The organism is Variovorax sp. PAMC26660 (assembly GCF_014302995.1).
Taxonomy (GTDB): Bacteria; Pseudomonadota; Gammaproteobacteria; order Burkholderiales; family Burkholderiaceae_C; genus Variovorax.
In genome coordinates, this window is the sequence record NZ_CP060295.1 from 5,622,916 (window position 1) to 5,635,045 (window position 12,130).

General features: G+C 65.4%; 11 protein-coding genes. 9 read left to right on the forward strand and 2 right to left on the reverse strand.

Features of this window, described 5'->3' with window-relative positions:
• Positions 1–195: 195 nt before the first annotated feature.
• Positions 196–981, forward strand: a complete 786-nt coding sequence (locus H7F35_RS26475; protein ID WP_187109513.1) for an IclR family transcriptional regulator — start codon at positions 196–198, stop codon at positions 979–981.
• A gap of 8 nt (positions 982–989) precedes the next feature.
• Here H7F35_RS26475 and H7F35_RS26480 read toward each other — a convergent pair whose 3' ends face one another.
• Complete coding sequence (locus tag H7F35_RS26480) at positions 990–1,625, reverse strand: GntR family transcriptional regulator (RefSeq protein WP_187109514.1); 636 nt, start codon at positions 1,623–1,625, stop codon at positions 990–992.
• A gap of 130 nt (positions 1,626–1,755) precedes the next feature.
• Between H7F35_RS26480 and scpA the strand changes: the two genes are divergently transcribed.
• From scpA to H7F35_RS26520, 8 genes are read left to right on the forward strand one after another with little or no spacing between them, the layout of a single operon-like run.
• Positions 1,756–3,918, forward strand: a complete 2,163-nt coding sequence (gene scpA / locus H7F35_RS26485) for a methylmalonyl-CoA mutase (RefSeq protein ID WP_187109515.1) — start codon at positions 1,756–1,758, stop codon at positions 3,916–3,918.
• Between the two features lie 8 nt (positions 3,919–3,926).
• Positions 3,927–4,400, forward strand: a complete 474-nt coding sequence (locus tag H7F35_RS26490; RefSeq protein WP_187109516.1) for a GNAT family N-acetyltransferase — start codon at positions 3,927–3,929, stop codon at positions 4,398–4,400.
• A gap of 44 nt (positions 4,401–4,444) precedes the next feature.
• Complete coding sequence (gene meaB / locus H7F35_RS26495) at positions 4,445–5,428, forward strand: methylmalonyl Co-A mutase-associated GTPase MeaB (protein ID WP_261803711.1); 984 nt, start codon at positions 4,445–4,447, stop codon at positions 5,426–5,428.
• Positions 5,416–6,429, forward strand: coding sequence for a hypothetical protein (locus H7F35_RS26500; protein ID WP_187109518.1), 1,014 nt, complete (start codon positions 5,416–5,418; stop codon positions 6,427–6,429). Before meaB ends, H7F35_RS26500 begins: the two co-directional genes overlap by 13 nt.
• Positions 6,430–6,450: 21 nt before the next feature.
• Positions 6,451–7,995, forward strand: a complete 1,545-nt coding sequence (locus tag H7F35_RS26505; protein ID WP_187109519.1) for an acyl-CoA carboxylase subunit beta — start codon at positions 6,451–6,453, stop codon at positions 7,993–7,995.
• Between the two features lie 20 nt (positions 7,996–8,015).
• Positions 8,016–10,064, forward strand: a complete 2,049-nt coding sequence (gene accC, locus H7F35_RS26510) for an acetyl-CoA carboxylase biotin carboxylase subunit (RefSeq protein WP_187109520.1) — start codon at positions 8,016–8,018, stop codon at positions 10,062–10,064.
• Positions 10,064–11,095, forward strand: a complete 1,032-nt coding sequence (bioB, locus tag H7F35_RS26515) for a biotin synthase BioB (RefSeq protein ID WP_187109521.1) — start codon at positions 10,064–10,066, stop codon at positions 11,093–11,095. Before accC ends, bioB begins: the two co-directional genes overlap by 1 nt.
• Positions 11,092–11,589 carry a VOC family protein gene (locus H7F35_RS26520; RefSeq protein WP_187109522.1) on the forward strand — a complete coding sequence of 166 codons (498 nt, stop codon included), beginning with the start codon at positions 11,092–11,094 and terminating at the stop codon, positions 11,587–11,589. The genes bioB and H7F35_RS26520 overlap by 4 nt, the downstream gene beginning before the upstream one ends.
• Here H7F35_RS26520 and H7F35_RS26525 read toward each other — a convergent pair.
• Entirely contained in the window at positions 11,579–12,076 is a 498-nt protein-coding gene (locus tag H7F35_RS26525; protein WP_187109523.1) for an Lrp/AsnC family transcriptional regulator, read from the reverse strand. The genes H7F35_RS26520 and H7F35_RS26525 overlap by 11 nt on opposite strands.
• Between the last annotated feature and the right edge of the window lie 54 nt (positions 12,077–12,130).

Sequence of the window (12,130 nt, forward strand, 5' to 3'; positions counted from 1 at the left end):
GAACGCGCCCAGGCGTGTTTCGTGGGGACGCGCGCGCCATACGAAGGGCTGCAGAAGCCCATTCCCCGGGCATTTCGACTTCTTTTTATAGAACGGTGTTTTGAAACATTTCAATAACAAGTGTGAGTGTTCCGCCACTTTTTGCTGAAGAATAAAGAGCGTCAGGGGAAACACAAAAAAAGGTTCTGCATGCATATGAGCGAAGCTGTTGGCAGCAAGGAAGAAGTGAGCGCGCTGGCACGTGGCTTGGCATTACTCAAGGTGATCGGCATGGCCGGCACATCGATGGGCAACCGGGAATTGGCTGACACGACGGGCATTCCCAAGGCCACCGTGTCGCGCCTCACGTCGACGCTGGTGGGCGCGGGCTATTTGCGCCAGTCGCAAGACAGCGAGCGTTTCAGCCTGGGGCCGGCGCTGCTCGACATGAGCAGCCGCTACCTGCGGCATTTCGACCTGCGGACGGTGGCCCGTCCGCATCTGGCGGAACTGGCCGAATTCGCGGGGGCCAGCGTGCACATCGGCGTGCGCGACGAACTGGACGTGCTTGTGATCGATTCGCTGCGGCCGCGCTCGGCGGTCATCAGCTCGCGCATCGAGGTCGGCACACGCCTGGCCATCGTCACCTCGGCGGGCGGTCGCGCCTATCTCGCGGCGTTGCCCGCCGTCGAGCAGGCGGCGCTGCTGGAGGAGATCCGCCTCGAAAGCGGCGAGAACTGGCCGGCGATGGAGCCCCGGCTGATGGCCGGGCTCGAGGAGTACGCCCGCGAGGGCTACTGCAGCTCGTTCGGCGAATGGCACCCCCACATTCACGCCCTGGGCTTTGCCCTGGAGGGGCCGCGCGGCGAACGCTACGCCGTGAGCTGCGGCGGCCCCGCCTACCTGCTGCCCAGGGAAATGATGCTGACGCGCGTGGCACCCCACCTGCTGGTCACGGCCCAACGCATCGCCGCCGAGGCCGGGACGGCCAAGACGGGCTGAAGACGCGGCTAGATCGCCGCTTCCAGGCCGTTCTTGAAGTGCTCGCGCATGCGTGCCATCGCGGTGGCGGCATCGCGTGTCTCGATGGCGGCCATCACCGAGCGGTGCTCCGCCAGGGATTCGGCGATGCGGCCGGCCTTCAGCAGCGAGTTGTGGCGGTTGAGCTTCATCACCTTGCGCAGGTCGGCCACCATCTGGTCACGCCACTTGTTGTCCGCGATGGCCAGCAGCCGCATGTGAAAACGCTCGTTGAGCGCGAAGAAGTGCTCGCGGTCGCCGACCGCGGCTTCCAACTCGGCATGCAGCGCCTTCAGCTCGGCGCGCTCGGCCTCGGTGGCGCGCTCGGCCACCACGCCCGCAGCATCGCTCTCCAACAGGGAGAGCAGGTGGTAGACGTCGGCCAGGTCCTGTTCGGACACCTCGGTCACATAGGCGCCGCGGCGCACCTTCATCGTCACCAGGCCTTCGGCCGCCAGCACCTTCAGCGCTTCGCGCAGGGGCGTGCGGCTGATGCCGTATTCCTCGGCGAGCTTGAGTTCGTCGATCCAGCTGCCAGGCTCCAGCTCGCGGCGGAAAATCCGCTGGCGCAGCAGCTCGGCCACCTCTTCATAAAGGGCGCGGGGGGTGAGTGTGACAGCGGACATGGGCCGCACTGTACTTCAAAAATAGCGTTTGAATTAATAATTACGGATGGGTTAGACTCGCGGCCGGCTTGCAAATCCGTGCGAGCGAATCTGCGAATACCAGACAGACAACAGCAAAGCGGCGCCTTTCATGAGCAGCACTCCCGAACCCACCTTCAAGCCCGCCGACCTCGAGGCTTGGGCCAAGTCCGCTGCCAAGTCCGCCCCCGGCGGCGACGTGAACGCGCTGAACTGGATCACGCCCGACGGCATCAGCGTCAAGCCGCTGTACACCGCGGCCGACCTGCAGGGCCTGAAGTACACCGACACGCTGCCCGGCTTCGAGCCCTACCTGCGCGGCCCGCAGGCCACCATGTACGCGGTGCGCCCCTGGACCATCCGCCAGTACGCCGGCTTCTCGACCGCCGAAGAATCGAACGCCTTCTATCGCAAGGCGCTGGCCGCCGGCGGCCAGGGCGTGAGCGTGGCCTTCGACCTGGCCACCCATCGCGGCTACGACAGCGACCATCCGCGTGTGACCGGCGACGTCGGCAAGGCTGGCGTGGCGATCGATTCGGTCGAGGACATGAAGATCCTGTTCGATCAGATCCCGCTCGACAAGGTCAGCGTGTCCATGACGATGAACGGCGCCGTGCTGCCGGTGCTGGCGGGCTACGTGGTCGCGGCCGAAGAGCAGGGCGTGGCAAAAGATCAGTTGAGCGGAACCATCCAGAACGACATCCTCAAGGAGTTCATGGTCCGCAACACGTACATCTTTCCGCCGGCGCCGAGCATGCGGATCATCGGCGACATCATCGAGTACACGGCGCAGCACATGCCCAAGTTCAACTCGATCTCGATCAGCGGCTATCACATGCAGGAAGCCGGCGCGAACCAGGCGTTGGAGCTGGCCTTCACGCTGGCCGACGGCAAGGAGTACGTGAAGACCGCGCTGGCCAAGGGCCTCGATGTGGACGGCTTCGCCGGGCGCCTGAGCTTCTTCTGGGCCATCGGCATGAACTTCTATCTTGAAGTGGCCAAGATGCGCGCCGCGCGCCTTTTGTGGTGCCGCATCATGAAGGAGTTCAACCCCAAGAACCCCAAGAGCCTGATGCTGCGCACCCACTGCCAGACCTCGGGCTGGTCGCTCACCGAGCAGGACCCGTACAACAACATCGTGCGCACCACCATCGAGGCCATGGCTGCGGTGTTCGGCGGCACGCAGAGCCTGCACACCAACGCGCTCGACGAAGCCATTGCGCTGCCCACCGAGTTCAGCTCGCGCATTGCGCGCAACACGCAGCTCATCATCCAGGAAGAGACGCACATCACCAACGTGGTCGACCCCTGGGCCGGCAGCTACATGATGGAGAAGCTCACGCAGGACATGGCCGATGCGGCCTGGGCCATCATCGAAGAGGTCGAGGCCATGGGCGGCATGACCAAGGCCGTCGACAGCGGCTGGGCCAAGCTCAAGATCGAAGCGGCTGCTGCAGAGAAGCAGGCGCGCATCGACTCGGGCAAGGACGTGATCGTCGGCGTCAACAAGTACAAGCTCAAGAGCGAAGACGCGATCGACAGCCTCTCCATCGACAACGTGATGGTGCGCGACCAGCAGGTGGCGCGGCTGCAGAGCATTCGCGCCTCGCGCGACACGGCCAAGGTGCAGGCCGCGCTTGATGCGCTGACCACCGCAGCAGAGAACAACACCGGCAATCTGCTGGCGCTGAGCATCGATGCCGTGCGCCTGCGCGCCACGGTGGGTGAGATCAGCGACGCGCTCGAAAAAATCTTCGGCCGCCATCGCGCCGACACGCAAAAGGTGACCGGTGTGTACGCCGCCGCCTACGACTCGGCCGAAGGCTGGGAAGCCCTCAAGACCGAGATCAACGCCTTTGCCGAAGAGCAGGGCCGTCGTCCGCGCGTGATGATCTCCAAGCTCGGCCAGGACGGTCACGACCGTGGTGCCAAGGTGGTGGCCACCGCCTTCGCCGACCTGGGCTTCGACGTGGACATGGGCCCGCTGTTCCAGACGCCCGAAGAATGTGCGCGCCAGGCGATTGAAAACGACGTGCATGCCGTCGGCGTGAGCACCCTCGCAGCCGGCCACAAGACGCTCGTGCCCGCGATCATCAACGAACTCAAGAAGCAGGGCGCGGACGACATCATCGTGTTCGTCGGCGGCGTGATCCCGCGGCAGGACTACGACTTTCTGTACGAGGCCGGCGTCAAGGGCATCTACGGACCGGGCACGCCCATTCCGGCCAGCGCCAAGGACGTGCTGGAACAGATTCGCGCGGCAGTCGCGGCCTGAGAACAGACGTGGGCGATCTCTTGTCGCGGCTGTCGCTGCAGCCGGTGGATTCCAGCGATTTCGAGGACATGCTGGCCGTTCGCATCGATGCGATGCGACCGAGCCTGGAGCGCGTCGGGCGCTTCGACCTCGCGCGTTCACGTGAACGCCTGAGCGCCGGCTTCGTCGTGCCTTTCATGCACCACATCGTGCTCGACGGTGACCAGCGCGTGGGCTTCGTCACGCTCAAGCCCGAGGGCGCGGATGCGCTGCGGCTCGATCATCTCTACCTGCGCACCGGCTTCCAGGGCAGCGGCATCGGCGAATGGGTGTTGCGCTGGGCCAAGGCGCGGGCGCGCGAGAAGCAACTCGACATCAAGCTCACCGCGCTCGTGCAGAGCGACGCCAACCGCTTCTACCTGCGGCACGGCTTCGTGCTCGAAGGCGAAGAGGGCGTTGACCTGCACTACCGCTGGCGCGTGGCGACGGAGGCCGCGTGCTGAACACCGTGCAGGCGCTGGAAACCGCCGTCACCGATTCGCCCGGCATGGCGCAACGCCGCGCCATCGCCAAGGCGATCACGCTGCTCGAATCGACCCGCACCGATCATCGCGCGCAGGCCGATGAATTGCTCACGGCGCTGCTGCCGCGCACCGGCCAGTCATTTCGCCTTGGCATCTCGGGCGTGCCGGGCGTCGGCAAATCGACCTTCATCGAAACGCTGGGCCTGCTGCTGATCGACAAGGGGCATCGCGTGGCGGTGCTCACCATCGATCCGTCGTCCACCGTGTCCGGCGGCTCCATTCTTGGCGACAAGACGCGCATGGAAAAGCTCTCGGTGCACGAGCGCGCCTACATCCGCCCCAGTCCGTCGAGTGGCACGCTCGGCGGCGTGGCCGAGAAGACGCGCGAAGCCATGCTGGTGTGCGAGGCCGCCGGCTACGACATCGTGATCGTCGAGACCGTGGGCGTGGGCCAGAGCGAAACGGCGGTGTCCGGCATGACCGACATGTTCGTGCTGATGCAGTTGCCCAACGCCGGCGACGACCTGCAGGCGATCAAAAAGGGCGTGATGGAGCTGGCCGACCTCGTGGTCATCAACAAGGCCGACATCGACGCCTCGGCCGCCACGCGCGCACAGGCGCAGATCACTTCGGCGCTGCGGCTCTTCGGCCAGCATGGCCATCCGAATCACGCCCATCACGACGAGACCTTCTGGCATCCACAAGCCATCCAGCTGAGCGCGTTGCTGGGGCAGGGCGTCGAGGCGTTCTGGACGCAGGTCGAACGCTTTCGCGCGCTGCAGGCTGCCAACGGCCGGCTCATGGCGCGCCGCCAACTGCAGGCCAAGTCGTGGATGTGGGACCGCATCGAAGCGGGGCTGCGCCATGCCTTCCGCCACCATCCGCGGGTGAAGGAAGAGCTGCCGGCATTGCTGGGCCAGGTCGGCGCGCTCGAGCTGGCGCCGTCCACCGCGGCACGCCGTTTGCTCGGCCTCTACGCAGGCGACGAAACCGCATGGACTGGCTGAACCCCGACAGCATCGCGCGCGGCTTCGACACTGCGGCGGGCACCTTCGCCTGGGGAACGACCTTCGAGCAGTTGGAGGCGCTGGGCGTGCGGCCCGCGTATGCGGAATTTGGTGTCAGCGCCTGGCAGGTGCCGGGCGTGGATGTGCTCGGGTTGCGCAGCCGCCGCATGGAACTCATGGTGCCGTACCGGGGGCGTCCGGTGATGAGCGTGTGGCACCGGCTCGATCTGCCCGAGGGCGAGTCGCACGTCGACTTCGTGCTGCGGGCGCATGCGCAGCTCGTCTCGCAACTCGGTGTGCCCGAGCACGGCGAAATGCAGCCAGCGCGCTTCAAGGAAGAGAACGCCTGGAATGTTGCCGTGAGCGCCGGGTGGCGCGTGGGCAGTGTGAGCGTGGGCGTCTCCTGGTACGGCGCGCCACGCAACGACGAAGCCGAGGGGAAGACCAGCGGCATCCTGTGCCTGGATTGGGACGACGAGATCGCCGCAGCCGCGCCTTGGGTCGATGCGTGGCAGCAGGAACAAGTGGCGCTCGACGCCATGCTGCGCCAGGCCCATGCGGTGGCGAAGCTGCAGGCCGGCCTTGCGCACGAACAGGCGCTGCAACGCGGCAACCCACAGGACATCCGTGCGCTGATCGCGGCGCAACGCGTGTTGCGCGGGCCGTCGCTGCACTTTACCGTGCCCGACTTCGCGCTGCTGAAGGGCGATGGCGCCGCCAACCACCAACTGGTGCTGTGGTCCACGGCCTCTGGCGATGCCTGGGGCGTATCGGACATCCACAACACCATGTATTGCCGCCAAGGCGAAACACTCCGCGCGCAATGGGTGCAGGTGCTGCCGGCCAAGGGTGGCGGCAGCACCGACCTGTCGTTCGGACGGCTCTTCAACTCGCAGTCCTACTGCCCGCGCGAGCGCTGCGGCGCCATCATGCAATTCATGGACATCCTGGCCACCATGCCGGGTGCGTCGTTCCAGTACAGCGAAACCTACGACTGCTGATTTTTCAAAGAGGCTTTTCTCATGCAAGAACTGATCGAACAACTCGAAGAGCGCCGCGCCAAGGCGCGCCTTGGCGGTGGGCAAAAGCGCATCGACGCGCAGCATGCCAAGGGCAAGCTCACCGCGCGCGAGCGCATCGAGCTGCTGCTCGACGACAACACGTTTGAAGAATGGGACATGTTCGTCGAGCACCGCTCGGTCGACTTCGGCATGGCCGAGCAGAAGATTCCGGGCGACGGCGTGGTCACTGGCTACGGGATGATCAACGGCCGCCTGGTGTTCGTGTTCAGCCAGGACTTCACCGTCTTCGGCGGCGCGCTCAGCGAAGCGCATGCCGAAAAAATCTGCAAGGTGATGGACCAGGCCATGAAGGTCGGCGCACCCGTTATCGGCCTGAACGACTCGGGCGGCGCGCGCATCCAGGAAGGCGTGGCTTCGCTCGGCGGCTATGCCGACGTGTTCCAGCGCAACGTGATGGCCTCGGGCGTGGTGCCGCAGATCAGCATGGTCATGGGCCCCTGCGCGGGCGGCGCGGTGTATTCGCCGGCCATGACCGACTTCATCTTCATGGTGAAGGACAGCAGCTACATGTTCGTCACCGGCCCCGACGTGGTGAAGACCGTGACGCACGAGAGCGTGACGGCCGAAGAGCTGGGTGGCGCCATCACCCACACCACGCGCAGCGGCGTGGCCGACATGGCGTTCGAGAACGACGTCGAGGCGCTGATGATGCTGCGCCGCCTGTACAACTACCTGCCGCTGAACAACCGCGAAAAGCCGCCGGTGCGCCTGGGCAACAACGGCCAGGGCGATCCGGCCGACCGGCCCGACTACTCGCTCGACACGCTGGTGCCGGACAACCCGAACAAGCCCTACGACATCAAGGAACTGATCCTCAAGGTGGTGGACGACGGCGACTTCTTCGAGCTGCAGCCCGACTACGCGAAGAACATCGTGATCGGCTTCGCACGCATGGAAGGCCAGACCATCGGCATCGTGGCCAACCAGCCGCTGGTGCTGGCGGGTTGCCTGGACATCAAGAGCAGCATCAAGGCCGCGCGCTTCGTGCGCTTTTGCGATGCCTTCAACATCCCGGTCGTCACCTTCGTCGACGTGCCCGGCTTCATGCCCGGCACGGGGCAGGAGTACGGCGGCATCATCAAGCACGGTGCCAAGCTGCTCTACGCCTATGCGGAGTGCACGGTGCCGAAGATCACCGTCATCACGCGCAAGGCCTACGGCGGCGCGTACGACGTGATGGCCTCCAAGCATCTGCGCGGTGACGTCAATCTCGCGTGGCCGCGTGCAGAGATCGCGGTGATGGGCGCGAAGGGCGCAGTGGAAATCATCTTCCGCGAAGACAAGAACGACCCCGAGAAGTTGGCCGCCCGCGAGGCCGAATACAAGGCACGCTTCGCGAACCCCTATGTGGCCAGCGCACGCGGCTACATCGACGACGTGATCCTGCCGCACGAGACGCGCAAGCGCATCTGCCGTTCGCTGGTGATGCTGCGCGAGAAGAAGCTCGAGAACCCGTGGCGCAAGCACGGCAACATTCCCCTGTGAGCGGCCCGGAGAAGAAGAACATGTTCAAGAAAATCCTGATCGCCAACCGTGGCGAGATCGCCTGCCGCGTCATCCAGACCGCGAAGAAGATGGGCATCCTGACCGTCGCCGTCTATTCCGACGCCGACAAGGAAGCCCGCCACGTCGAGCTGGCCGACGAGGCCGTGCATATCGGCGCCGCACCCAGCCGTGAGAGCTATCTGCAAGCCGACCGCATCATCGCGGCCTGCAAGCAGACGGGCGCCGAGGCGGTGCACCCGGGCTACGGCTTTCTGTCGGAGAACGAAGCCTTCGCGCGCAAGGTCGAGGAAGAGGGCATTGCCTTCATCGGTCCCAAGCACTATTCGATCGCGGCGATGGGCGACAAGATCGCCTCGAAGAAGCTCGCGAACGAGGCCAAGGTCAACACGATTCCGGGCTGGAACGACGCCATCGAGACGGCAGAGCGTGCCGTCGAGATCGCCAAGGACATCGGCTATCCGGTGATGATCAAGGCCTCGGCCGGCGGTGGCGGCAAGGGCCTGCGCGTGGCCTTCAACGACAAGGAGGCCTTCGAGGGCTTCACCTCGTGCCGCAACGAGGCGCGCAACAGCTTCGGCGACGACCGCGTGTTCATCGAGAAATTCGTCGAGGAGCCGCGCCACATCGAGATCCAGGTGCTGGGCGATTCGCATGGCAACGTCATCTATCTGAACGAGCGCGAATGCTCGATCCAGCGCCGCCACCAGAAGGTGATCGAGGAGGCGCCTTCGCCTTTCATCAGCGATGCCACGCGCAAGGCAATGGGCGAGCAGGCGGTGCAGCTGGCCAAGGCCGTGAACTACCAGAGCGCTGGCACGGTGGAGTTCGTGGTCGGCAAGGACCAGAGCTTCTTCTTCCTGGAGATGAACACGCGCCTGCAGGTGGAGCACCCGGTCACCGAATGCATCACGGGGCTCGATCTGGTCGAGCTGATGATCCGCGTGGCGGCCGGCGAGGAGCTGCCGCTGACGCAAGCTGAAGTCAAGCGCGACGGCTGGGCCATCGAATGCCGCATCAACGCCGAAGACCCGTTCCGCAACTTCCTGCCGTCGACCGGTCGGTTGGTGAGGTTCCAGCCGCCCGCCGAGACCATGTTCGCAAGCGACACCGAGCACCTGCAAGGCGTGCGCGTGGACACCGGCGTGTATGACGGCGGCGAGATCCCGATGTACTACGACTCGATGATCGCCAAGCTCATCGTGCACGGCAAAGACCGCCAGCATGCGATTGCCCGCATGCGCGAGGCGCTCAACGGTTTCGTGATTCGCGGTGTCAGCAGCAACATTCCGTTCCAGGCGGCGTTGCTGGCGCATCCGAAATTCGTGGCGGGCGACTTCAATACCGGCTTCATCGCCGAGCACTACGGCAAGGGCTTCCACGCGGAAGACGTGCCGCACACCGACCCGTCCTTCCTGGTTGCGCTCGCAGCCTATGTGCACCGCCGCTATCGCGCGCGTGCCTCGGGCATCAGCGGTCAGCTCGAAGGCCACGGCGTGAAGGTCGGCGAGCAGTTCGTGGTGGTGGAGATGGGGCCGCAAGGCAAGCATGTGCACCACCCGGTGTCGGTGTCCGACTTCCAGGGCAAGACCGGCGCGAGCGCGGTGGCCGTGGGCGACAAGAACTACAAGATCGACAGCAGCTTTGCACTGGGTGCGATCCGCGTGCAGGGCATCGTCAACGACAAGCCCTTCACCGCGCAGGTCGAGCGTGGCGCGGGCAAGAACCCGCTGGCGCTGCGCGTGTCGCACGACGGCACGCAGATCGAGACGATGGTGCTGTCGCCGCTGGGTGCGCGCCTGCTGGACCTGATGCCCTACAAGGCACCGCCTGACTTGAGCAAGTTCCTGATGTCGCCGATGCCGGGGCTGCTGGTCGAGGTGTCGGTGCAGACGGGGCAGCAGGTGCAGGCCGGCGAGAAGCTGGCCGTGATCGAGGCGATGAAGATGGAGAACGTGCTGTTCGCCACGCAGGACGGCGTGGTCGGCAAGGTCTCCGCCACCAAGGGCGAGTCGCTCGCGGTCGACCAAATCATTCTGGAGTTCAACTGATGGGAGCCAACGACTTGCAACAGACGATCACGCTGCACAAGCCCGCCAAGGCCGTGGCACCGCAAGGGCCGTGGACGGTCGAGGCGATTCAGGCGCTGCTCGACAAGCCGCTGATGGACCTGCTGTTCGAGGCGCAGACAGTGCACCGCCAGCACTTTCCCGAAGGCGATATCGAGCTGGCCACGCTGCTGTCGGTCAAGACCGGCGGCTGCCCCGAGAACTGCGGCTACTGCCCGCAGTCGGCCGAGTTCGACACCGGCGTGAAGGCGCAAAAGCTCATGGAGATCGACGAGGTGGTGCGCGCCGCGCAGGCCGCCAAGGACGCCGGCGCCACGCGCTTCTGCATGGGCGCCGCATGGCGAGCGCCCAAGGACCGCGACGTCGAGAAGGTGGCTGTGTTGGTCGAAGCCGTGAAGGGCCTGGGCCTGCAGACCTGCGCCACGCTGGGCATGCTGGAGCCGCACCACGCGCACCAGCTCAAGGCCGCGGGCTTGGACTACTACAACCACAACCTGGACACCGCGCCCGAGTACTACACCGACATCGTCGACACGCGCACCTACCAGGACCGGCTCGACACGCTGGCCCATGTGCGCAGTGCCGGCATCAGCGTGTGCTGCGGCGGCATCGTCGGCATGGGCGAAGCGCCGGTGCATCGCGCGGGGCTGATCGCGCAGTTGGCCAACCTGAACCCGTACCCGGAGTCGGTGCCGATCAACAGCCTGGTGCGCGTGCCGGGCACGCCTCTGGCCGATTCGGAGCCAGTCGATCCCTTCGACTTCGTGCGCATGATCGCGGTCGCGCGCATCACGATGCCGACCGCGCGCGTGCGGCTGTCGGCGGGCCGCCAGCAGATGGGCGATGCGGTGCAGGCGCTGTGCTTCATGGCGGGTGCGAATTCGATCTTCTACGGCGACAAGCTGCTGGTCACCGGCAACCCCGATGTGGATGCCGACGTGCAACTGCTGCGCAAGCTGGGCTTGCAATCGCGCCGCACCACGACGACTGAAAAAGTGGAGGTCTGCGCATGACGGGCACGACCGCCATCGCGCGCCCGTTCAAGGTGCTGGGCATCCAGCAGATCGCCATTGGCGGGCCCGACAAGCTGCGGCTGCAGAAGCTGTGGGTCGACATGCTGGGGCTCGAAGTCACGGGCACCTTCAAGAGCGAGCGCGAGAACGTCGACGAGGACATCTGCTCGATGGGCAGCGGGCCGTTCAAGGTCGAGGTCGACCTGATGCAGCCGCTGGACCCGGAGAAGAAGCCCGCCGTGCACACGACGCCGCTCAACCATGTGGGGCTGTGGATCGACGACCTGCCCAAGGCCGTCGAGTGGCTCACCGCGCAGGGCGTTCGCTTTGCGCCGGGCGGCATCCGCAAGGGCGCGGCCGGCTTCGACATCTGCTTTCTGCACCCGAAGGCGAACGACGAATTTCCGATTGCGGGCGAGGGTGTGCTGATCGAGATTGTGCAGGCGCCGCCCGAAGTGGTGACGGCGTTCAACGCGCTCGCTGCTACGCGTTGAGTACTTTCCTGATCGGCGGCTTCACGTCGGCACGCTGAGGCGGCAGCATCGGCAGATGCTCGCGCGCCGGGTTCAGGATGATCGAGGTCGCGGTCTCCGTGAGGATGCAGAACTTGGTGACCACCGCATCGAGATGGCTCACGTCGATCACCGCGATCTCGAGAATCCAGCTGTCTTCGCCAGTCACGTTGTAGGCATTGATGCACTCGGGCGTGTCCTGCACCAGCGCGACCACGCGGTCGTAGTCGGCCCGGCCGACGCGGATGATCGCGCGAATGCCGTAGCCCAGCCGCGTGAGGTCGACCGTCGCGCGGTAGCCGGTGATGACACCTGCTGCTTCGAGCTTCTTCACGCGCTCGGTCACGGCCGGCTGGCTCAGGTGCACGCGGCGGCCGAGTTCGGCCATGGTCAGGCGTGCGTCGCTTTGCAGCTCGGCCAGGATGCGGGTGTCGTGGGCGTCCAGCGTGGGGTTCAAGGCGAAGTCCATGCAAGTCCTTTAAATCGACGGTGTGGTGCGGGCAGAACCATGAAATCTGCATGG

Bases quoted from the DNA above. Each gene is read 5' to 3' on its own strand.
- H7F35_RS26475 (WP_187109513.1), top strand. From the start codon at position 196: ATGAGCGAAGCTGTTGGCAGCAAGGAAGAAGTGAGCGCGCTGGCACGT.
- H7F35_RS26480 (WP_187109514.1), bottom strand. From the start codon at position 1,625: ATGTCCGCTGTCACACTCACCCCCCGCGCCCTTTATGAAGAGGTGGCC.
- scpA (WP_187109515.1), top strand. From the start codon at position 1,756: ATGAGCAGCACTCCCGAACCCACCTTCAAGCCCGCCGACCTCGAGGCT.
- meaB (WP_261803711.1), top strand. From the start codon at position 4,445: ATGGCGCAACGCCGCGCCATCGCCAAGGCGATCACGCTGCTCGAATCG.
- H7F35_RS26500 (WP_187109518.1), top strand. From the start codon at position 5,416: ATGGACTGGCTGAACCCCGACAGCATCGCGCGCGGCTTCGACACTGCG.
- H7F35_RS26505 (WP_187109519.1), top strand. From the start codon at position 6,451: ATGCAAGAACTGATCGAACAACTCGAAGAGCGCCGCGCCAAGGCGCGC.
- accC (WP_187109520.1), top strand. From the start codon at position 8,016: ATGTTCAAGAAAATCCTGATCGCCAACCGTGGCGAGATCGCCTGCCGC.
- bioB (WP_187109521.1), top strand. From the start codon at position 10,064: ATGGGAGCCAACGACTTGCAACAGACGATCACGCTGCACAAGCCCGCC.
- H7F35_RS26520 (WP_187109522.1), top strand. From the start codon at position 11,092: ATGACGGGCACGACCGCCATCGCGCGCCCGTTCAAGGTGCTGGGCATC.
- H7F35_RS26525 (WP_187109523.1), bottom strand. From the start codon at position 12,076: ATGGACTTCGCCTTGAACCCCACGCTGGACGCCCACGACACCCGCATC.